This window comes from Capnocytophaga sp. oral taxon 902 (genome assembly GCF_013394735.1).
Classification (GTDB): domain Bacteria; phylum Bacteroidota; class Bacteroidia; order Flavobacteriales; family Flavobacteriaceae; genus Capnocytophaga; species Capnocytophaga ochracea.
Genome location: NZ_CP058261.1, coordinates 2,717,066 through 2,739,006, shown reverse-complemented (window position 1 = coordinate 2,739,006; position 21,941 = coordinate 2,717,066). Strand labels below are relative to the sequence as shown.

At 38.5% G+C, this 21,941-nt stretch carries 16 protein-coding genes and 1 pseudogene; 12 read left to right on the top strand and 5 right to left on the bottom strand.

The window, feature by feature from the left end; genetic code table 11:
* The first annotated feature begins 478 nt into the window (after nt 1–478).
* Entirely contained in the window at nt 479–3,085 is a 2,607-nt protein-coding gene (gene clpB / locus HW278_RS11790; RefSeq protein ID WP_048746776.1) for an ATP-dependent chaperone ClpB, read from the top strand.
* A gap of 152 nt (nt 3,086–3,237) precedes the next feature.
* Nucleotides 3,238–5,142: a molecular chaperone DnaK gene (gene dnaK, locus HW278_RS11785; protein ID WP_178977925.1), complete on the top strand. Its 1,905-nt coding sequence runs from the start codon at nt 3,238–3,240 to the stop codon at nt 5,140–5,142.
* Between the two features lie 495 nt (nt 5,143–5,637).
* Here the strand turns inward: dnaK and HW278_RS11780 are convergent, their stop codons facing one another.
* Nucleotides 5,638–6,135, bottom strand: a complete 498-nt coding sequence (locus HW278_RS11780) for a hypothetical protein (RefSeq protein ID WP_178977924.1) — start codon at nt 6,133–6,135, stop codon at nt 5,638–5,640.
* A gap of 166 nt (nt 6,136–6,301) precedes the next feature.
* Here HW278_RS11780 and HW278_RS11775 point away from each other — a divergent pair, with 166 nt between their 5' ends.
* The 6 genes and pseudogenes from HW278_RS11775 (at nt 6,302) to HW278_RS11750 (ending at nt 14,414) form a co-directional block, all read left to right on the top strand.
* Nucleotides 6,302–6,910 carry a master DNA invertase Mpi family serine-type recombinase gene (locus tag HW278_RS11775; protein WP_178977923.1) on the top strand — a complete coding sequence of 203 codons (609 nt, stop codon included), beginning with the start codon at nt 6,302–6,304 and terminating at the stop codon, nt 6,908–6,910.
* A 216-nt stretch (nt 6,911–7,126) separates the two neighbouring features.
* A pseudogene (gene recQ, locus HW278_RS11770) lies at nt 7,127–9,315 on the top strand (DNA helicase RecQ).
* Between the two features lie 678 nt (nt 9,316–9,993).
* Nucleotides 9,994–11,577: a phosphoenolpyruvate carboxykinase (ATP) gene (gene pckA / locus HW278_RS11765; protein ID WP_009417149.1), complete on the top strand. Its 1,584-nt coding sequence runs from the start codon at nt 9,994–9,996 to the stop codon at nt 11,575–11,577.
* A gap of 113 nt (nt 11,578–11,690) precedes the next feature.
* Nucleotides 11,691–12,764 carry a peptide chain release factor 1 gene (gene prfA / locus HW278_RS11760; protein ID WP_002672024.1) on the top strand — a complete coding sequence of 358 codons (1,074 nt, stop codon included), beginning with the start codon at nt 11,691–11,693 and terminating at the stop codon, nt 12,762–12,764.
* 88 nt (nt 12,765–12,852) lie between these two features.
* Nucleotides 12,853–13,488 (top strand): viroplasmin family protein, encoded by a 636-nt coding sequence (locus tag HW278_RS11755; RefSeq protein ID WP_178977922.1) that lies wholly within the window; start codon nt 12,853–12,855, stop codon nt 13,486–13,488.
* Between the two features lie 26 nt (nt 13,489–13,514).
* Nucleotides 13,515–14,414: a NifU family protein gene (locus HW278_RS11750; protein ID WP_178977921.1), complete on the top strand. Its 900-nt coding sequence runs from the start codon at nt 13,515–13,517 to the stop codon at nt 14,412–14,414.
* A 96-nt stretch (nt 14,415–14,510) separates the two neighbouring features.
* On the opposite strand, the gene mscL is transcribed toward HW278_RS11750, so the two are convergent.
* Both mscL and hemN read right to left on the bottom strand, forming a co-directional pair.
* Nucleotides 14,511–14,894, bottom strand: coding sequence for a large conductance mechanosensitive channel protein MscL (gene mscL / locus HW278_RS11745; protein WP_002672032.1), 384 nt, complete (start codon nt 14,892–14,894; stop codon nt 14,511–14,513).
* Between the two features lie 158 nt (nt 14,895–15,052).
* A complete protein-coding gene (gene hemN, locus HW278_RS11740) occupies nt 15,053–16,417 on the bottom strand; it encodes an oxygen-independent coproporphyrinogen III oxidase (RefSeq protein WP_009419720.1) in 1,365 nt (454 codons plus the stop codon).
* A 176-nt stretch (nt 16,418–16,593) separates the two neighbouring features.
* Here hemN and HW278_RS11735 point away from each other — a divergent pair, with 176 nt between their 5' ends.
* Nucleotides 16,594–16,758, top strand: a complete 165-nt coding sequence (locus tag HW278_RS11735) for a hypothetical protein (RefSeq protein WP_009421653.1) — start codon at nt 16,594–16,596, stop codon at nt 16,756–16,758.
* Nucleotides 16,759–16,819: 61 nt separating this feature from the next.
* Here HW278_RS11735 and HW278_RS11730 read toward each other — a convergent pair whose 3' ends face one another.
* Nucleotides 16,820–17,488, bottom strand: a complete 669-nt coding sequence (locus HW278_RS11730; RefSeq protein WP_009417152.1) for an alpha/beta fold hydrolase — start codon at nt 17,486–17,488, stop codon at nt 16,820–16,822.
* Between the two features lie 209 nt (nt 17,489–17,697).
* Between HW278_RS11730 and HW278_RS11725 the strand changes: the two genes are divergently transcribed.
* The 3 genes from HW278_RS11725 to serC all read left to right on the top strand — a co-directional run bounded on the left by HW278_RS11725 (nt 17,698) and on the right by serC (nt 20,157).
* Nucleotides 17,698–17,979, top strand: coding sequence for a GNAT family N-acetyltransferase (locus HW278_RS11725; protein ID WP_002672042.1), 282 nt, complete (start codon nt 17,698–17,700; stop codon nt 17,977–17,979).
* A gap of 164 nt (nt 17,980–18,143) precedes the next feature.
* Nucleotides 18,144–19,109, top strand: a complete 966-nt coding sequence (locus tag HW278_RS11720; protein ID WP_009419717.1) for a D-2-hydroxyacid dehydrogenase — start codon at nt 18,144–18,146, stop codon at nt 19,107–19,109.
* The gene (gene serC, locus HW278_RS11715) at nt 19,096–20,157 is read left to right on the top strand and encodes a 3-phosphoserine/phosphohydroxythreonine transaminase (RefSeq protein ID WP_178977920.1); all 1,062 of its coding nucleotides are present in this window, start codon (nt 19,096–19,098) and stop codon (nt 20,155–20,157) included. The genes HW278_RS11720 and serC overlap by 14 nt, the downstream gene beginning before the upstream one ends.
* A 103-nt stretch (nt 20,158–20,260) precedes the next feature.
* On the opposite strand, the gene HW278_RS11710 is transcribed toward serC, so the two are convergent.
* Nucleotides 20,261–21,916: a ribonucleoside-diphosphate reductase subunit alpha gene (locus tag HW278_RS11710; RefSeq protein WP_002672050.1), complete on the bottom strand. Its 1,656-nt coding sequence runs from the start codon at nt 21,914–21,916 to the stop codon at nt 20,261–20,263.
* Nucleotides 21,917–21,941 lie beyond the last annotated feature (25 nt).

The window sequence follows — 21,941 nt, the reverse complement described above, 5'->3', positions numbered from 1 at the left end:
ATAAGCTTCCTATAAGCTCTCTATAAGCTACCACCACCCTCTCAACAGCTACTTTACCTCTTGTTTTTTACCTTTTACCTAAATTTTCTCTTCCGAATCTCTCCGTTATCTTCCGAGACCTCCAACCTGCCAAGTAACTTTTTTCATTCCACCTCATATTTTCGGTAAGTGTTTTGAAGTAGAGGCACTATTACTCTTTAGCTTCAAAAATAGATAGGTATCAGCACCTACCCGTTAATGAACAGAGATTCAATTAGTCACCGACATTTTGTCACTCGTTACACATTTCTTATCAAGTAGTTATTATTAAATAATAATCAGATTGTTAATTATTTTTAGATTCCTATTTAATATTCTATTTGGTATAAAAATCCTTTTTAAAAACTGTCTTTTTGTCAGTTAAAAGCTGTTGGCACAACTCTTGCCCTATTGGGAGTGAACAAATCATAAAATGTTGAACACACTAAATTGAAAATATATGAATTTTAATAACTTTACTATCAAAGCGCAAGAAGCGGTACAAACCGCTCAGCAAATTGCCCAGCAGTACGGGCACCAGGAATTGCAAAACGAACATTTCTTCAAAGCTATTGAGCAGGTAGATGAGAACGTATTGCCTTTCCTATTCAAAAAATTGAATATCAACCGCGAGCAATTAAATAAACAATTAGAAACTGCTCTGCAAGGCTTTGCCAAAGTCAGCGGTGGCGATATGGGGCTCTCACGCGAAGCAAACACTATGCTGAACGAAGCTGCTAACATCGCTAAAAAATGGAATGACGAATATGTATCCTTAGAACACCTTATATTGGCTATCTTCAAATCAAACAGTAAAATCGCCCAAGCCCTGAAAGACCAAGGCGTAAGTGAAAAAGAGTTGGAGAAAGCCATTCAAGAATTGCGCAAAGGCGAACGCGTAACTTCGGCTTCGGCTGAAGATACTTACAATTCGCTCAACAAATACGCTAAAAATCTCAATCAGTTAGCTGATAGCGGGAAACTCGACCCTGTGATTGGTCGTGATGAGGAAATACGTCGTGTATTGCAAATTCTTTCACGTCGTACCAAGAACAACCCTATGTTGGTGGGTGAACCTGGGGTAGGTAAAACGGCTATAGCCGAAGGCTTAGCGCACCGTATTGTGAAAGGTGACGTGCCTGAAAACCTAAAAGACAAGGTAATTTACTCCCTCGATATGGGTGCCCTTATCGCAGGTGCGAAGTACAAAGGTGAGTTTGAAGAACGACTCAAATCAGTAGTGAAAGAGGTTACCTCATCCGATGGCAATATCATTCTGTTTATAGATGAAATTCATACCCTTGTGGGAGCAGGAGGAGGCGAAGGTGCTATGGACGCTGCTAATATCTTAAAACCTGCCTTAGCACGTGGTGAACTCCGTGCCATTGGTGCCACTACTCTCGATGAGTACCAAAAATATTTTGAGAAAGATAAGGCTCTTGAACGTCGTTTTCAAAAGGTAATGGTAGACGAACCAGATACCGAGAGTGCTATATCAATATTGCGTGGTATCAAAGAAAAATACGAAACTCACCACAAAGTGCGTATCAAAGACGAGGCTATTATCGCAGCAGTAGAGCTTTCTGAACGCTATATCACTAATCGTTTCTTGCCCGATAAGGCAATAGACCTAATGGACGAGGCAGCTGCCAAGCTCCGTATGGAAATCAATTCTAAACCCGAAGAGTTAGACGTACTCGACCGTAAGATAATGCAACTCGAAATAGAAATTGAGGCTATCAAACGTGAGAAAGACGAAGATAAGCTCAAAATGCTATATGTAGATTTGGCAAATCTTAAAGAAGAACGTAACGCTATCAATGCTAAATGGCAGAGTGAAAAAAGCGTAATTGATGAAGTGCAAACCACTAAGGAAGCTATTGAGAAATACCGTTTGGAAGCCGATAGAGCTGAACGTGAAGGCGACTACGGTAAAGTAGCGGAATTGCGTTATGGAAAAATCAAAGAAGCGGAAGACAAGTTAGTGGAATTGCAAAAGAATTTAGACAGCAAATCACACGAAAATGCTCTTGTAAAAGAAGAAGTAACCGCCGAAGACATCGCTGAAGTAGTCGCAAAATGGACAGGTATACCTGTAGCTAAAATGTTACAAGGCGAACGCGAAAAACTCTTAAACTTAGAAAAAGAATTGCACCGTCGTGTAGTAGGTCAAGAAGAAGCCATCGAGGCAGTTTCCGATGCCATACGCCGTAGTCGTGCTGGTTTGCAAGACCCACGTCGTCCTATAGGTTCTTTTCTTTTCTTAGGAACTACGGGGGTAGGTAAAACCGAACTTGCCAAAGCCTTAGCCGAGTATCTATTCGACGATGAAAATGCAATGACGCGTATAGATATGAGTGAATATCAAGAGAAACACGCTGTTAGCCGATTAGTAGGTGCGCCTCCAGGATATGTGGGGTATGACGAAGGTGGTCAGCTTACTGAAGCTGTGCGTCGCCGTCCGTATTCCGTAATACTTTTAGACGAAATCGAAAAAGCTCACCCCGATACTTTCAACATCTTGTTGCAAGTACTCGACGAAGGTAGGCTTACTGACAACAAAGGTCGTACCGCCGACTTTAAGAATACGATTATCATTATGACCTCCAATATGGGTAGCCATATCATTCAGGAAACTTTTGAAAAGTATCCTAAGGATACCGAGCGCGCTATCGACGAGTCACGTGACGAGGTGTTACAACTCCTCAAACAAACTGTACGTCCTGAGTTTTTGAACCGTATAGACGACATTATAATGTTCACACCGCTCAACGCCAAGGATATCCGTAGTATTGTGCGTTTGCAATTGCAATCAGTGTTCCGTATGGTTGCCAAAGAAGGCATCTTGCTCGATGCCACCGATGAGGCTATTGATTACTTAGCACAAAAAGGTTTTGACCCTCAGTTTGGTGCTCGTCCAGTGAAACGTATCATTCAGAAAGAAGTGCTTAACAAGCTTTCTAAAGAAATTTTGAGTGGCACAGTACAACGCGATGCTGTCATCTTATTAGATGCTTTTGATAACCAATTGGTATTTAGAAATCAAACATCAGAAGATAAAAAATAGAAATTAGTTGTTAGTCGCTTACTAACAACTAATGACTGAAAATGACAATTTGTCAGTTTTTATCCCTTTGGCACAATCATTGACTGCTACTAACTACGTAAGCGTAAGGCTTACAAAAATAATGTTGAACTTAAAAAAACGATAATATTAATATGAGTAAGATTATAGGTATTGACTTAGGAACCACAAACTCTTGTGTTTCTGTAATGGAAGGTAATGACCCCGTGGTGATTACCAATGCCGAAGGTAAACGCACAACCCCTTCAGTGGTAGCTTTTACCGAAGGTGGCGAAATAAAAGTAGGTGACGCTGCTAAACGTCAGGCAGTTACCAACCCTAAAAACACGGTATATTCTATCAAGCGTTTTATGGGGAACAAGTTTTCTGAATTGGAAAAAGAAATCGCTCGTGTACCTTATAAAGTAGTACGTGGCGACAACGATACTCCTCGTGTGGACATAGACGGACGTTTGTATACTCCACAAGAAATCTCAGCTATGATTCTTCAAAAAATGAAGAAAACTGCAGAAGACTTCTTAGGACAACCCGTAACAAGCGCGGTAATTACTGTACCAGCTTACTTTAACGACGCTCAACGTCAAGCTACTAAAGAAGCAGGTGAAATCGCAGGCTTAAAAGTAGAACGTATCATCAACGAACCTACTGCCGCTGCATTGGCTTATGGCTTGGATAAAGACCATAGCGACCATAAGATTGTTGTATTCGACTTTGGGGGTGGTACTCACGATGTGTCTATCTTGGAACTTGGCGACGGCGTGTTTGAAGTACTCGCTACTGATGGTGATACCCACTTAGGAGGTGACGATGTAGATGAAAAAATCATCAACTGGTTAGCTGAAGAGTTTGAAAAAGAAGAACAAATCGACCTTCGTAAAGACCCTATGGCATTGCAACGTCTTAAAGAAGCTGCTGAAAAGGCTAAGATTGAACTTTCTTCAACTACTGAAACCGAAATCAACTTGCCTTATATCACTGCTACAGCTTCAGGTCCTAAACACTTGGTGCGCAAGCTCAGCCGTGCTAAATTCGAACAACTCATCGACGACCTCGTAAAACGCACAATTGAACCTTGCAAAAAAGCATTAGAAAATGCAGGTCTCAGCGTAAGTGATATCAACGAAGTAATCTTAGTAGGTGGTTCTACTCGTATTCCTGCCGTACAAGAAGCCGTTGAAAAATTCTTTGGCAAAAAACCTAATAAGAGCGTAAACCCTGATGAGGTAGTAGCTATTGGAGCCGCTATTCAAGGGGGCGTACTTACTGGTGATGTGAAAGATGTATTGCTTTTGGACGTTACTCCTCTTTCTTTGGGTATCGAAACTATGGGAGGTGTGATGACTAAACTGATAGAAGCCAATACAACTATCCCTACTAAGAAATCGCAAGTGTTCTCAACTGCTGCCGATAATCAGCCGAGTGTGGAAATTCACGTATTGCAAGGTGAAAGACCTATGGCAAACGACAACAAGACTATCGGTCGTTTCCACTTAGATGACATTCCACCTGCCCCACGTGGCGTACCACAAATTGAGGTTACTTTCGATATCGATGCTAACGGTATTATCAACGTATCGGCAACTGATAAAGGTACAGGCAAGTCTCACAATATCCGTATAGAAGCATCTTCTGGACTTTCAAAAGAAGATATTGAGAAGATGAAACGCGAAGCCGAAGCCAATGCCGAAGCTGATAAGAAAGCTAAAGAAAAAGTAGATAAGCTCAACGAAGCTGATGCGATGATATTCCAAACTGAAAAACAACTCAAAGAGTTTGGTGATAAAATCCCAGCCGACAAGAAAGGCACTATCGAGACTGTTCTTAGCGAACTTAAAACAGCTTACGAAGGCAAAGACCTCAGCTCTATTGAAACTGCTTTGGGCAAAATCAATACTGCTTGGCAACAAGCCTCTGAGGACATCTACAAAGCCCAACAGGGAGGCGGTAGCTCTACCGCACAAGAGCAACCTAACGCTGGTGGGGCACAAGACGTCAATACAGACAATGTTCAAGACGTAGATTTCGAAGAAGTAAAATAGATTAATAACTAATATTAAAGACCACTATAAACAATTAGTTTATAGTGGTCTTTTTATTTTTAAATTAATCAAAAATATTTGTTTTTCCTATTTTTTAATTATAATTTCATACCATATTTGTACCGGGTCTTAATTTACTACAATGTGGTTCTTAAAACGCTTATAATTCTTAATAGTTTAAAATGGGATTTAGTAAACTGAAAATACCAAAGGTTTATGAACAATGTCAGAAACCATTTGAGGCAAAAACAATAACAACTCGTTTTTGCTCGCATTCTTGTGCGGATAAAAATAAAAAAGAACAAAAAAAGCAAAAACTAGAATTACAGAAAAAAGAAAAAGTTTTAGAAAAATATGCAGATAAGATTGCTATTCTACAACATAGAAAATTAATTTCTGTAAGTGAGGCAGTTGTTTTATTTGGAATTTCAAAAAGTTCTATTCATAGATTGATTATGCGAAATATCATTTGTAGTGTGAATTTGGGAGAGCGACTTACGAGAATAAATAAAATAGAATTAGAAAAACTTTTTTCTCCCAATAATTTGCTCCCCAACGTTGTAAGGCATAACATTCATAATGTATCCCTGTTTCTGCCTTATTTCTATTAGAAAGTTCTGTCTTATATTGTAAAAGGTGATTATAGATTGCAGGGTACTGATTTTCAAAAGCTTTTTCAGCCTCTTTAGAAGCACCTTTAATTTCCGGCTTTATTTGATGAAGCGGGAAGTGCCAAGGTATAAATAATAGATATAAATCTGCAAACACATACCCATATCGCTTAATTTCACGTCCTCTCAATATTGGTCTTATAATTTCGGCACTTTTTGGATCTTGGGCTATAAGTTCAGTACGTTTTTTCCCGTCTATGATAAAAGCATCATTGAAGCCTGTCAGTATACCTCTATTTATCTGTATATCCCAATCCTTAAGTGGGGTGTCGATAGCTTCAATTTTAGCCTTGATACGCTGTTCAATGTCGGAAAGTATCACCCAGCTATCAGCATTTTTAAACTGAGTGGTTTGGGCGTGTTGTCTAACATAAAGGCTGGTAAAAAATAAAGGGGCATTATTGTATTTAATATAGACAAAAAATGATTTATTTTCTACAAAATCTGTATATTGTACCCTTTAATAACTATTTAAATAATTTTTAAAGATGATTTACGGATACATTAGGGTCAGTACAGACCGACAAACAGTAGAAAACCAACGTTTTGAAATCAATCAGTTTTGTGAAAAACAACAAATAGTTGTCAATAAATGGATTGAAGAAACTATTTCGGGTACTAAAGAAGTACAAGAACGACAATTGGGCAAACTCCTCAAAAAAATGAAGAAAGGCGATGTCCTTATTTGCTCAGAACTGTCGCGTTTGGGGCGTAACCTCTTGATGATTATGGAGGTGCTTAATGAGTGTATGAACCGCAATATTCAGGTGTGGACTATCAAAGATAATTATCGCTTGGGGAGTGATATCAATAGCAAAGTGTTGGCGTTTGCCTTTGGGCTGTCGGCTGAAATTGAACGCAATCTTATCAGTCAGCGTACCAAAGAGGCTTTGGCACGTAAAAAAGCAGAAGGGGTAGTACTGGGTCGCCCTAAAGGAAGCAAATCGGCTAAAACGAAACTCACAGGGCAAGAAAAGAAGATTAAAGAGTTGCTAGATAAGCGAGTATCATATTCAGCTATTGGGCGTATTCTTGGGGTACATAGGCTTACAGTGAGTAGTTTTGTGAAAGAACGTTTACCCTTAATTTCGCATTAGAATAATTCTACCTCATAAACACTTACTTTTGCAGATCCTACATTCTCATCTCTTGATGGCGCTTTCCCCTTGCTATTGTCGGCAATTGTCGAGTAAGTGAGTCGGCGGGAAACACTTTTTTTATCAAAAATTTTTGTGGTTTAGAAAAATGTCGTAAATTTGTAAACTGAATGTAATAACAGAAAAACTCAACACTAAAACAGAAGAATTTTTAATATGGAAATGACAAAAGATGATTTACACAATGCCCTGAAACACTACTTTGGGTTTGAAGCGTTTAAAGGGCATCAAGAAGAAATTATTACCAGTGTAATTAATAAAGAGAACACCTTTGTTATTATGCCTACAGGTGGTGGTAAATCATTGTGTTACCAATTACCTGCCTTAGTCTTGGAGGGGACTGCTATTGTTATCTCTCCGCTTATCGCTTTGATGAAAAACCAAGTAGATGCTATGCGTGGTATTTCGTCAACCGATAGTATTGCCCACGTGCTGAACTCTTCGCTTACTAAAAATGAAATTCGCGAGGTAATGGAAGACATCAGTGCAGGCAAGACTAAATTGCTATACGTTGCCCCCGAGTCGCTTATCAAAGAGGAATATGCTAACTTTCTCAAAACAGTACCTATTTCCTTTGTAGCGGTAGATGAGGCGCACTGTATCTCGGAATGGGGACACGATTTCCGTCCTGAGTACCGCAATATTAGAACCATTATCGAGCGTTTGGGCAGTAATATACCTATTGTAGCGCTTACTGCTACGGCTACTCCTAAGGTACAAGAAGATATTTTGAAGAACTTAGGAATGCAGGAGGCTAACGTGTTTAAGTCGTCGTTCAACCGTCCAAACTTGTATTACGAGGTACGCCCTAAAACTAAAAATGTAGATGCCGATATCATTCGTTTTGTGAAACAGAACAGTAAAAAATCTGGGATTATATACTGTCTCAGCCGTAAAAAGGTGGAAGACCTCGCGCAAACCTTACAAGTAAACGGCATTTCGGCAGTGCCTTATCACGCAGGATTAGATGCCAAAACACGCGCCAAGCACCAAGATATGTTCTTGATGGAAGAAGTAGATGTGGTAGTTGCAACTATTGCTTTTGGTATGGGTATTGACAAACCCGATGTGCGCTTTGTAATTCACCACGATATTCCTAAAAGTATAGAGAGTTACTATCAAGAAACCGGACGTGCCGGTCGCGATGGTGGTGAAGGGCATTGCTTAGCTTTCTATTCCTATAAAGATGTAGAGAAGCTGGAAAAATTTATGATAGGCAAACCTATAGCTGAGCAAGAAATAGGACAAGCGCTCTTGCAAGATATTGTAGCCTATGCCGAAACGTCTAGTTCGCGCCGTAAATTTATCTTACATTACTTTGGTGAAGAGTTTGACGAGGTGAATGGCGAAGGTGCTAATATGGACGATAATGTACGTTTCCCTAAAGAAAAGAAAGAAGCTAAAGACGATGTGGTGAAATTGCTAAACGTAATTATTGCTACCAAACAGAAATTTAAAGCTAAAGAGATTGTAAATACGCTTATTGGAAAAGTAAGTGCTATTATCAAAGCACACCGTATTGACGAACAAGAGTTCTTTGGTATTGGGAAGGAAAAAGACGATGCTTACTGGATGGCACTCCTCCGTCAGGTAATGGTAAACGGACTCATACGCAAAGATATAGAAACTTACGGAGTGATGTTTATCACCGACAAAGGAAAAGAGTTTTTAAAAGATGTACCTTCATTTATGATGACTGAAGACCACAGTTATGAAGAAGAACCCGAAGATATCAACAGTGCTAATGCCGTAGCAGCCGACCCTGTACTTCTTGAAATGCTCAAAGATTTGCGTAAGAAAGTAGCCAAACAAAAAGGGGTGCCTCCGTTTGTGGTATTCCAAGACCCTTCGCTAGAAGATATGGCTCTCAAATACCCTATTACTATTCAAGAGCTTACTAATGTACACGGTATAGGTGAAGGCAAAGCTAAGAAATATGGTAGTGAGTTTGTAAAGCTCATTGAGCGTTACGTAGAAGAGAATGACATTGTGCGTGCTGAGGATTTAATAGTAAAAACTACAGGGTCTAACTCAGCTTTGAAATTGTTTATCATTCAGAATATAGACCGCAAATTGCCTTTGCCTGACATCGCACAAGCCAAAGATTGGAAATGGATGAGTTCCTCAAAGAAATGGAGCAAATAGTATACAGCGGTACCAAGCTGAATATCGATTATTGGGTGAATGAAATCTTTGATGAAGAGCAACAAGAAGAGCTTCACGAATACTTTATGGAAGCTGAAAGTGATAAAATATCGTTAGCTTCTAAAGAGTTTGCCGGTGATTACGAAGATGATGAATTAAGAATCTACCGATTGAAATTTATTAGTGAAGTAGCGAATTAATATGAGAAGTTTTACATTTAACCTATAATAAAATAAGTAAGTTAGATTAAATAAAGTGTCTGAGAGTTAGCTATAATTTCTCAGACACTTTTTTTAGTGAAAACGGTGTGAGCCACACAAGCAGGTGTGAGCCACACGGGCAGGTGCGAGCCGCACAGGCAAATAAACAAAAGACGAACAAAAGACGAACAAATGACGAACAAATGACGAACAAATGACGGTGCGAGCCACACGGGCAGATAGAGAAATGACGAAGAAAATCTCCCCCTTACACATACCCAGCTTTCGCTGGCTTCCTCCAAAAGGAGAACTAAAGCGACATAAAGACGAATAGATGACAAATAAAGAACGAATAAATGACGGTGCGAGCAGCAGGGGCAAATAAAGAATGAACGAAGGATAAATGGAAATAAAGTAAAGATAAGATGATTTAGAGCATTATTATAAAACCTAAAAATCTTTTATTAGAACTTGAAAATACAGGTAAATAAGGAGTATATAGAGTGTTATAAATACTCGTAAAAATAACTTCAAAAAAACATTAAAAAATATTTTTCAGTATCAAAATTAATTTGTACATTTGCACCGGTTTTTGAGAGACCTCTCAAAAATTGAGGCAATTTTATATTGCTATTAGATAAAAAAGAATTGTTAAATTAATATCAAATTTAAGACATTATGAGTAAACCAAAAACACTTTCCGTTGATAAATACGGAATTAAGAACGCTAATGTTCGTTATCAGTTAACTGCTGACGAACTACAACAAGAAACTTTGGATAAAAAATTAGGCGTTGAAGCTTCTTCAGGAGCTATTGCTATTAAAACAGGTAAATTTACAGGGCGTTCTCCTAAAGACCGTTTCATCGTAAAAGATGATATCACCAAAGATCGCGTATGGTGGGGAAGTATTAACATTCCTTTTGAACCTGCAAAATTTGACAAACTATATGAAAAAGTAGTAGCTTACTTATCTAACAAAGAAATCTACGTTCACGATGGTTATGTTTGTGCAGATCCTAAATACCGTACTAACATTCGTACCATTACTGAGCTTCCTTGGAGCAATCTTTTCGCTTACAATATGTTCTTGCGTATAGATGATAGCGAACTTCCTTCTTTCAAAGAAGATTGGTTGGTAGTAAATGCACCTGGTTTTGAAGCTGACCCTGCTGTAGATGGTACTCGCCAAGCTAACTTCGCTATCTTGAACTTCACCAAAAAAATTGCTTTGATTGGTGGTACAGGTTATACCGGAGAAATTAAAAAAGGTATCTTCTCAGCTATGAACTTTGAATTGCCTGTGTTCCGCAACACTATGCCAATGCACTGTTCAGCTAACGTAGGTAAAGGTGGTGATACTGCTATCTTCTTTGGCTTATCAGGTACTGGTAAAACTACTCTTTCAGCTGACCCTAACCGTCATTTAATTGGTGATGACGAACACGGTTGGACTCCTGAAAATACAGTATTTAACTTTGAAGGTGGTTGCTATGCTAAAGTAGTAGACCTCACTGCTGAAAAAGAACCTGAAATCTTTGGAGCTATTAAAAAAGGTGCTATCCTTGAAAACGTAATTATGGACGATAAAGGTGTAGTTGATTTCTCTCGCACTGATATCACTGAAAACACTCGTGTTTCTTATCCTATTTACCACATCGCAAATATCCAGCCAGGTTCTATAGGACACAATCCTAAGAACATCTTCTTCCTTACTTTCGATGCTTATGGTGTATTGCCTCCAATCTCTAAATTGACTCCTGAACAAGCTGCTTATCAATTTGTATCTGGTTATACTTCAAAAGTAGCCGGTACTGAGGTAGGTATCACTACCCCTCAAAAAACTTTCTCTGCTTGTTTTGGTGCTGCCTTTATGCCACTTCACCCAGCTGAATACGGAAAACGTTTGGCTGAGAAAATCAAAGAAACTGGCGTAAACGTATGGTTGGTAAACACTGGTTACAACGGAAAAATGAAAAGATGTAGCTTAAAAGATACTCGTGCTCTTATCACTGCTGCCCTTAATGGCAAACTTAACAACGTTGAGTACAAAGAATTGCCTATCTTTGGCTTCAAAGTACCTCAATCTTGTGAAGGTGTATCAGACCAAAGCATCTTGAACCCAGAAAATACTTGGAGTGACAAAGCACAATTCAGTGCTAAACTCAAAGAATTGGCTGAATCATTTGTACAAAACTTCAAAGACAAAAAATTTGCTGAAGGTGCAAGTGCTGACGTCCTTGCTGGAGCTCCTAAATTGTAATTATTTAGATAACCATATTCAAAAGGCTGTTCTTAAATGAACAGCCTTTTATTTTTGTTTTTTACTAATATTATTACTATTTTTGCACCCCAAATAGAATTTAAAGATAAAAAATGCTCGACAAATTAAATATCGTAAAACAACGTTTCGACGAAGTTTCGGACTTAATCATTCAACCTGATATTATTGCAGACCAAAAGCGCTATATCCAGCTCAATAAGGAATATAAAGACCTTAAAGAACTGATGGATAAGCGCGATGAGTATATAAACGTAACTGGAAACTTGCAAGAAGCTGAGGAAATTATTGCTGATGGCAGCGATGCCGAAATGGTGGAAATGGCAAAGTTACAATTAGAGGAAAGCAAAGAGCGTTTGCCTCAGTTAGAAGAAGAAATCAAGTATATGCTTATCCCCAAAGACCCCGAAGATGCTAAGAATGCCGTAATGGAAATTCGTGCAGGAACAGGTGGAGATGAGGCTTCAATCTTTGCAGGCGACCTATACCGTATGTACACCAAATACTGCCAAAGTAAAGGCTGGAGTACCTCAGTAATGGACTTTAATGAAGGAACTGCTGGCGGGTATAAAGAAATTATTTTTGAAGTAACGGGTGACAATGTATATGGTACCTTAAAATTTGAAGCAGGAGTACATCGTGTACAACGAGTGCCTCAAACAGAAACACAAGGGCGCGTACACACTTCGGCAGCAACTGTAATTGTATTGCCAGAAGCAGAAGAATTTGATGTGGAACTTGATATGGCTGATGTGAAAATCATTCGTACTACTTCTACGGGACCCGGAGGGCAGTCGGTGAATACAACCTATTCGGCTATTCAGTTGCAACATATTCCTACAGGCATTGAGGTACGTTGCCAAGATGAGAAATCGCAACACAAGAATCTTGAAAAGGCACTTAAAGTATTGCGTTCACGTTTGTACGAAATGGAGCTAGCAAAGAAGATGGAAGCTGATTCTGCTCGTAGGAAATCAATGGTTTCCAGCGGTGACCGCTCAGCTAAAATACGCACTTATAACTATCCGCAAGGACGCGTAACTGACCACCGCATAGGTCTTACCCTTTATGATTTGCAAAATGTTATCAATGGTGATGTACAACGTCTTATTGATGAACTTCAATTGGCTGAAAATGCTGAGAAGCTAAAAGAAGGAGATGTTTTTTAAACTATTATTAAAAAAGAAAATAGCAATATTGTTATTGTAGCGATAGTAGCTGTTATTTTCTTTTTGGCAATCCTATTTATTTTGTGAGATGGCAAAGAAGTATTATGTAGTATGGGAGGGACACCAAACGGGGGTCTTTACCTCGTGGGCTGAATGTAAGAAGGCTGTTAATAATTTTCCAAACGCTAAATACAAAAGTTTTCCTACGGAAGAAATGGCACAAAAAGCCTATGCAGGGAATTATGAAACGTACAAAGGTAAAAAGATAGAAGAGCCTGCACTTTCATCAGAAGCATTAAAACTTATCGGGAAGCCTATTTTGCCTTCTATTGCGGTAGATGCTGCTTGTAGCGGTAACCCTGGTATAATGGAATATCGGGGGGTAGATACTGAAACACAAGCCGAGATATTTAGGCTTTCACCTATGAAAGATGGTACCAATAACATAGGGGAGTTTTTGGCTATAGTACACGCTTTGGCTTTTTTAAAACAACGCAATCTTACAATGCCTATCTATTCAGATAGTGAAATAGCAATGCGCTGGGTACAACAAAAAGTATGTAAAACTAAACTTGGAAAGACAGCTGATAATGCAAAAATATTTGAACTAATAACTCGTGCTGAAAAATGGCTACAAGAAAACACTTATCCTAATCGTATTCTCAAATGGGAAACTAAAGCGTGGGGCGAAATCCCTGCGGACTTTGGTAGAAAAGACTCTTAACTTTTCTTCTTAAATCTAAAAAATAAATGACTGATATTACTCTATCTGTACAGCCTACTTCCAGTCCTGATATTATTAAATTGGAGGCAAATAAAGCCTTAGTAAAAGGTAGTTATGAGTATAAAAATATTGATGAAGCTAAAAACTCACCCTTAGCAAAAGAGCTGTTTTACCTTCCTTTTGTAAAGACAGTATATATCTCGAGTAATTTTATTGGGTTAAAACGATTTCCAATTATAGAATGGAAAGACGTACAAGAAGAAGTGGCACAGCAAGTGTTGTTTTATTTACAGTCAGGGAGAGAAATTGTAAGTACTGAGGGTGAACAAAAGAAGGTTATTTCTATATATACTGAAACCACTCCTAACCCTTCGGTAATGAAGTTTGTAGCTAATAAACGTCTTGTTCCTACTATTATAGAATATAAGCATATAAAGGAGACTGATGAGGCTCCTATGGCTAAAGCTCTTTTCACTCAGTTTCCTTTTATTGAGGAGGTATTTTTTGATGATAACTATATTTCAGTTACTAAAAAAGATAACAAAGAGTGGGCAATGGTTACCCCTAATATACGAGAATTCATTAAGAATTATCTTTCAGAAGGGCATATGCTTATTTCTTCTTCTGAAATTAAACGACATCAGCAAGCAACACAAGAACGACTACTCTCTATGGTTACTACTGATGAGGTATCAAAACAAATTGTAGCTATTATAGATGAGTTTGTAAAACCTGCTGTAGCCTCTGATGGAGGAAATATTCAGTTTATTTCGTACAATCCAGAAACGCATTACGTAGAGGTAATACTGCAAGGAGCTTGCAGTGGTTGCCCCTCCTCTACCCTAACCTTAAAAAAGGGAATTGAAGTCATCTTGAAAGATAAGCTACAAAACCCTTATATTAGTGTAAACGCTCTTAACGGATAAGAACATTTTCTGAAATAAAATAACCACGCCTTATGGAGCGTGGTTTAGTTAAACAATTCTTGAAATGTGTAGTGTTGCGGTTACACGAAATTCTTCTTATTTATTTTTCAATAAATCTCTAATCTCAGTAAGTAACTCTTCTTGAGTAGGACCAGCTGGTGCAGCGGGAGCCTCTTCTTCTTTTTTCTGTTTGTTTAGCTTATTGATACCTTTTAGAAGTATAAACAATACAAGTGCAATACAGAAAAAGTTAATTACAGCAGCAAGAAACTTACCATAAGCTACTCCATTCCATACCAAACCTTCTAAGTGTTCAGCACCCGTAGCTTTTAAAGCAGGTGTTAATAATAAAGGTGTAATAACATCAGACACTAATGATGATACGATAGCACCAAAAGCAGCCCCAATGATAACCCCGATGGCTAAATCGACTACGTTACCTTTTACGGCAAATTCTTTAAATTCTTTTAAAAATCCCATAATGATTCATTTTAAGTTTATAAAAATAATTTGTTACTTAATTCGGGGCAAAAATAATACTTTTTTCGGAAATACAAAAAGAAAAGGGACGAATTTCACAACTGTCCCTTTTCATCACTAACTAAAAAACTCAATCACTATGATGGTTAAGTATAACTTTACACAGTCATACTAAATATTTTGGTATTAGGCATTTTGCGTTGTAAGTGCAAATCGAAAGCCATACAGATATTTCTAATAAAAGGTTTTCCCTCATCGGGGACTTCTATATGATTGCCTGCTATATGCAGTAAACCATCGTTTTGCATCTCTTGGAGATGTGCTATTACTTCTGTTATTTCAGGAAACTGAAGAGATTCGTCGTTCCAAGAAGTAGTAAACTGACACATCAAGTTGAGGATATGACGCCTAATAATTAAATCTTCTTTATTGAGAATATGCCCTTTACACACGGGTATTTCATTCTTCTCAAGACGTGCATAATAAGCATCTAAATCTTTCTCGTTTTGGGCAAAACCGTACCAACTATCGCTGATAGAAGACATTCCTAAGCCTATCATCACTTGCGTTTTGGAGGCTGTATAGCCCATAAAGTTACGATGCAATTGATGATTTTTGAAAGCCTTATACATACTATCAGTAGGTAAAGCAAAGTGATCCATTCCTATTTCGGCATATCCTGCTTTCAATAAGTATTGTTTTCCTACTTCATACAGCTCTCGTTTTACTTCGCCTGTGGGCACATCTTCATCTTTAAAACCGCGTTGCCCACTGCCTTTTATCCAAGGTACGTGCGCATAGCTATAAAAAGCAATACGGTCGGGACGAAGAGTGTTACTCCTATCAATAGTAAAGAGTACATCGTCTAAGGTTTGAAACGGCAAACCAAAAACCAAATCGTGGCTTACAGAGGTATAGCCGATAGCTCTGGCTTGCTGGGTAACACGCTGTACATTCTCAAAAGGTTGAATGCGGTGAATGGCTTTTTGTACCTTAGGCGAATAATCTTGTACGCCATAACTCACGCGCCTAAAACCTAAGTCGTAAAGCGTTTGTAGGTGAGTTTCAGTGGTATTATTAGGATGACCTTCAAAACTAAATTCGTGAGCATCAGCTTTATCAGCACGTTCAAAAATACCTTCTATCAAACGGCGCAACTGCAAAGGTTCAAAAAAGGTAGGCGTACCTCCCCCTAAGTGTATTTCCTTAATACGAGGGCGTTCTTCCAAAAAATCAGTGTATAACTGCCATTCTTTAAGTATTGCCTCTATATAAGGGGCTTCCATTTCGTGGCGCTTAGTAATGCGTTTATGACAACCACAGAAAGTACAAAGACTCTCACAGAAAGGCAAATGAATGTATAGACTAATCCCTTCGGTACTATTGCTCTCAGCATAAGATTTTCGTAAGCTCTCCAACCATTTTTCAGTAGAAAAAGTACTACTATCCCAATAGGGAACAGTAGGATAGCTAGTATAGCGAGGTCCAGCTACATTGTATTTTTGAATGAGAGATATTGCCATTTTCACTAAAAACGGGGCAAAGGTATAAAAAAAAGTGGAAAGTGAAAAGAGAAAAGAAAAAAATATAGATTCGCTAATACCGTAATGCCAATAATATCAAACTAATGACGAGGGACGAATGACGGGATAAGCTATACAGATAAATAATTATAAGACGAACAACAAGAGGTTCTACAGTGGCTCTACAGTGGCTCTACAGTGGCTCTACAGTGGCTCTACAGTGGCTCTACAGTGGCTCTACAGTAGCTCTACAGTGGCTCTACAACGAACAAAAGACGAACGATGAACGAAGGAATAACGAACCTAAGGCAAAGAAAAGTTATTTGAATATTGAATATTAGACATCTATGTTTAGATTCGTTTGCAGAAAAAATAGCAAGACTCTTTTAATCTTGTACTTTTCTAATTTGACTGCAATATATTTAAAAGGTTTTCATTGAACCATTTATACCGATTGATAATCATAATATGAGTACCATTTTTTACTACAATAGCATTTTTTATGTACTGAATAGGAAAAACAGGATCTTTATCTCCGTGAATGTGAACTGTGTGGGGTAAAGGTTCTTTTTGTTGCCAATTCACTATGCGGTCTATTGACCAATCGAGATAGGCAGGGGAGCGCATTCCTATATATTTCTCGTATAGAGCTATTCGTTTAGTCATCAGTTCAGAAAAAGAAAATCTTTTCCAAAACTCCAAATCGCTGATAGTACGAGTGGGCAATAACTTATGCAGGTTTGTATAGCGTGCCAAGAGCATTTTTTTAGGCAGTTCGTACTGCGTTTTTACGCTGGAAATGAGGACTATTTTTCGATAATCGTTCAGTTGTTTAGCTATCTCTTGTACAATAATTCCTCCAAAAGACACCCCTAAGAGCACAGGAGAAGGCTCGGTAATTGCTACTGCAATACGTCCTGCATAGTGAGCTAGACTTTCTTCTTTTTCGGGAGTAATCCAGTCGAGTAAGTGCACACGGAAATTGTTGGGGAATTGCAAACGCTCGAAAATCTTAGGGCTGGCAGCCATTCCAGGCATTAAATAAATAGAAAGATTATCTTTTATATTCATTTGATATTGCTTTTTTACGAAAAATAAGTAACTTTGCACCAAATTTTAAATGAGTAACAGGTTATAGGTAAAAAGTAAAAACTAACGATAGTTAGGTATGTGAATGAGGTATAATGCTCATCTCTTACTTCTTATCTCTTATCTAGACAGAAGCAAAAGTACAACATTTTTGTCAAATAACGAATATTACTAATTAAAAACATAGTACAATGGAAGTAATAGACAGCGAATTTTCACGTCAATACCAAGCCAAAATCAACGGTGAACTTGCCTTTGTAGAATACGCTATTCAGGAGCGTAAGATATTCTTTACCAAAACATTGCTACCTGAAACGACGGACGAAGCGCTCATTGATGAATTCTTTAAAGGGGTAATAGCCTTAGTAGCTGAGAAAAAATATAGAGTGGTGCCCGTTTGCCCTGTGGCTATTGCTTTTTTTAAGCGTAATAAGGAGTGTAAAGACATACTTCCTGCTGGTATTAGGATTTAATAGTTAATGATTAACGGTTAATTAAAAAACTTCGTTTTGCATTGATTATATACAGATAAAGTATGCGAGGGCAGAGTATGTAAGGTATACGCTCTAACAAAAAGAGCAGGGCTCTCCCCTACTCTCTTAACTATGTAGATAAAAAAGAATTAATAATATATTATATGAAAGCCGTATTTTTAGACCGCAACACGCTCTCTGAGCGCATAGATGTGGATATCCCGAAAGGGATAGCCCAATGGGTAGCCTTCCAAAAAACAGCTCCCGATGAAATTGTTCAACGTCTCAAACCTGCTGATATAGCAATTGTGAACAAGGTGAAACTCGATGAGAGTATCCTTAGGCAGTTGCCTAACCTTAAGCTCATTCACCTTACTGCTACGGGTATGGATAATATTGATAAAGAGGCTGCGAAAGCCTTGGGTATAGAAGTGAAAAACGTAGCGGGTTACTCTACTGAAAGTGTAACTGAACACTTCTTCTTGTTGTTACTATCGGCTATGCGTGCCCTAAAAACCTATCACACAAGTGTAGAAGATGGTACTTGGGAAAAAGATGGTCGTTTTTGCCTTACTGAACCACCGGTGTTTGAATTGCATACCAAAACCTTAGGTATTATAGGGGTAGGCAACATAGGGAAAGCTATTAGTAAAGTAGCTGAAGCCTTTGGTATGAAAGTGCTATGGGCTGAACGCCAAGGTAAAGCGCCACGTAGTAAAGAATATACTGAATTCGATAAGGTATTGGCACAGAGTGATATCATCTCGCTTAACTGTCCGCTTACTCCTGAGACTAAGCATTTAGTAGATGAAGATTTCATCTCTAAATTGCGTAAAAAACCATTAATTATCAATATGGCTCGTGGGGCTATAGTAGACCCTCAGGCGGTATATGAAGCTATAGAAAGCAATCGTATAATGGGCTTTGCTACCGATGTGTTTGAAGAAGAACCACCAATGGCTAATGACCCTCTACTAAAAATAGCCAACCACCCTCGTGTGATTTACACTCCTCACGTGGCTTGGGCAAGCGAATACGCACAAGATAAGTTATGGCGTATCTTGAAACGCCAAGTAGAAGATTTTATCGTAAAATATAAAACAGAACATAAGGAAAATGAAAAAGCATAATTTTAGCGCAGGCCCCTCTATCTTAGCACCTGAGGTATTCCAAAAAGCCTCTGAAGCCTTATTAGATTTTGAGGGGACTGGCTTATCGGTAATAGAAATATCACACCGCAGTCCAGAGTTTGTACGCGTGATAGAACGCGCTCGTGCATTGGCATTGGAAATCGCCGGATTGGACGATTCGTACACTGCACTCTTCTTGCAAGGAGGAGCTAGTATGCAATTTTTGATGGTGCCATACAACCTCCTCGAAACCAAAGCTGCTTATATAGATACAGGTACTTGGGCTAACAAAGCACAAAAAGAAGCTGCTCTCTTTGGCAATGCCGAAGTGATAGCCTCTTCTAAAGCCGATGGGTATAAGTATATTCCAAAAAATGTGACTGTCCCTACTGATATTGATTATCTGTACATCACTACCAATAATACGATTTACGGTACCGAGTACCACAGTTTACCTCAAACGAGCGTCCCTTTGGTAGCCGATATGAGTTCTGATATTTTCTCACGTCCGTTAGATTACAAGCAGTTTAGTTTGATTTATGCGGGTTCACAGAAGAATTTAGGAGCTTCGGGGTCTACCTTAGTGATTGTGAAGAAGGATATATTGGGCAAGGTAAGTAGGAAACTGCCTTCGATGATGGACTATCAGTTGCATATTAAAAACGATAGTATGTTCAACACGCCTTCTACTTTTGCAGTATATGTAAACCTATTAGTACTCGAATGGATACAAGCACAAGGTGGATTACAAGCCTTAGGCAAACGCAACCGAGCTAAAGCCGATTTGCTTTACGGAGAAATCGACCGCAATCCGTTAGTAGTAGGGTATGCTAATAAAGAAGACCGCTCCCTAATGAATGTAGTGTTCAACCTCACTGACGAAAGCACCAAAGAACGCTTTGATGCTTTGTGTAAAGAAGCCAATATCAGCGGAATAAAAGGACACCGCAGTGTGGGAGGTTATCGCGCTTCTATCTACAACGCTTTGCCTTTAGAAAGTGTACAAGTATTAGTAGATGTACTTAAAGAATTTGAACGCACCGCGTAAAGAAGAATAATATGGAAAACAAAATAAGTCCGATACAAATATCGGACTTATTTTATATTATACAATATGTTATTTAATCTCTAAGGCTTTATAATCAAATGTATTAAGCTTCGCAACTACTACAGTTTACAAAATTCATCATCATTTCTTTTGCTACTGATTGACTGCGCTGATAGTATAAACTTTTAACTCCTAATTTCCAAGCCTCAATAAGCACTTTATTCACATCGCGAATAGGCATCGCTGAAGGAATATTTAAGTTCAAACTTTGCGTTTGGTCAATGTACGCTTGGCGCTGTGCCGCTTGTGATATAATTTCCATCGGTGAAATCTCTTTAAAAGTTTTAAACACATTCTTCTCTAATTGAGATAACTCTTGCAAGTGTTGTACAGAGCCATTATTCAAACGAATAGAACGCCATACCTCTTCATTATTAAGACCTTTTTCCTCCAAAAGTTGAGTGAGATACTTATTTTTGCGCATAAAGTTCCCTTTAGAAAGCCCTACTTTATAGTAATTGCTCGAATAAGGTTCGATACCTGGTGATACCTGTCCTAAAATAGCCGAGCTGGAAGTGGTAGGAGCGATTGCCATAGTGGTAGTATTTCGTCTACCATATCCTTTTAAAATTTCTGGTTCTCCGTAAATATGAGCTAATTCTTTAGTTGCCTTATCAGCTTCTTCACGAATGTATCTAAAAGCGCGGGCATTGAACTGAGTTGCCTCAAAGCTCTCAAAAGGTATCATATTGCGTTGCAAGTAAGAATGATATCCCAACACACCCAAACCTAAAGCACGGTGACGAATAGCAAAATTGCGAGCTGCCTGTAAATAGTAATTACCCTTTGTCTTTTCTATAAACTCTGAAAGTACCGCATCTAAAAAGAATACCGCTAACTTTACTGCTTTGGTATCTTTCCACTCATCAAAGAGCTCTAAGTTCATAGAAGAAAGACAGCAAATAAACGATTCATCTTCACTAGAAGGTAACATAATCTCACTACACAAGTTACTTGAACGAATGAGCATATCTTTATCTTTATACACTTGAGGACGATTACGATTGGCATTATCCGTAAAGATAATGTAAGGTAAACCTTTTTGCTGGCGAGACTCCAAGACACGAGCCCATAGGCGACGTTTTTCTACATCACCATCTATCATTTCTTGCATCCAATAATCAGGTACACAAATACCAAAAAAAAGATTCTGAATAGGAAATTCTACATCTTTAATTTGTAGAAACTCTTCGGCATCAGGATGGTCTATATCTAAATAAGCAGCAAAAGCTCCGCGCCTTACTCCTCCTTGTGATACAACGTCCATAGCTGAATCGAACAACTTCATAAAACTAACTGCCCCACTTGATTTACCATTATCGGTAACTGCAGAACCGCGACTACGCAATTCGCCAAAATAACCAGAAGTACCTCCCCCTATTTTGGTTTGCATAATCACCTCTCCAAGTTTATGAGTAATCCCCTCGATGCTATCAGGTACGTGTACATTAAAACAAGAAATAGGCAAACCTCTTTCAGTACCCATATTTGCCCAAATAGGAGATGAGAAACTAATCCACCCTTTAGTAATCATTTCTTTGAAAGCGGGCTGTAATTCGGGTTTATAAAGCCTATGTGCAGCAGCACTTGTAATGCGGTCTATCGCACCTTCTACGCTTTCTCCTTTTAGTAAATAGCCTCTATTGAGGATTTGTTCAGACTCTTCATTGAGCCACCAAATGTCTTTTTCTTCGTTCATAACTTTTTATTTTCGGGGTGCAAAG

Excerpts from the sequence above, each read along its gene's own strand:
- HW278_RS11750 (WP_178977921.1), top strand. The coding sequence starts at position 13,515 with ATGACTGATATTACTCTATCTGTACAGCCTACTTCCAGTCCTGATATT.
- serC (WP_178977920.1), top strand. The coding sequence starts at position 19,096 with ATGAAAAAGCATAATTTTAGCGCAGGCCCCTCTATCTTAGCACCTGAG.
- clpB (WP_048746776.1), top strand. The coding sequence starts at position 479 with ATGAATTTTAATAACTTTACTATCAAAGCGCAAGAAGCGGTACAAACC.
- HW278_RS11730 (WP_009417152.1), bottom strand. The coding sequence starts at position 17,488 with ATGAATATAAAAGATAATCTTTCTATTTATTTAATGCCTGGAATGGCT.
- HW278_RS11720 (WP_009419717.1), top strand. The coding sequence starts at position 18,144 with ATGAAAGCCGTATTTTTAGACCGCAACACGCTCTCTGAGCGCATAGAT.
- dnaK (WP_178977925.1), top strand. The coding sequence starts at position 3,238 with ATGAGTAAGATTATAGGTATTGACTTAGGAACCACAAACTCTTGTGTT.
- hemN (WP_009419720.1), bottom strand. The coding sequence starts at position 16,417 with ATGGCAATATCTCTCATTCAAAAATACAATGTAGCTGGACCTCGCTAT.
- HW278_RS11725 (WP_002672042.1), top strand. The coding sequence starts at position 17,698 with ATGGAAGTAATAGACAGCGAATTTTCACGTCAATACCAAGCCAAAATC.
- HW278_RS11755 (WP_178977922.1), top strand. The coding sequence starts at position 12,853 with ATGGCAAAGAAGTATTATGTAGTATGGGAGGGACACCAAACGGGGGTC.
- HW278_RS11775 (WP_178977923.1), top strand. The coding sequence starts at position 6,302 with ATGATTTACGGATACATTAGGGTCAGTACAGACCGACAAACAGTAGAA.
- mscL (WP_002672032.1), bottom strand. The coding sequence starts at position 14,894 with ATGGGATTTTTAAAAGAATTTAAAGAATTTGCCGTAAAAGGTAACGTA.
- pckA (WP_009417149.1), top strand. The coding sequence starts at position 9,994 with ATGAGTAAACCAAAAACACTTTCCGTTGATAAATACGGAATTAAGAAC.
- HW278_RS11710 (WP_002672050.1), bottom strand. The coding sequence starts at position 21,916 with ATGAACGAAGAAAAAGACATTTGGTGGCTCAATGAAGAGTCTGAACAA.
- prfA (WP_002672024.1), top strand. The coding sequence starts at position 11,691 with ATGCTCGACAAATTAAATATCGTAAAACAACGTTTCGACGAAGTTTCG.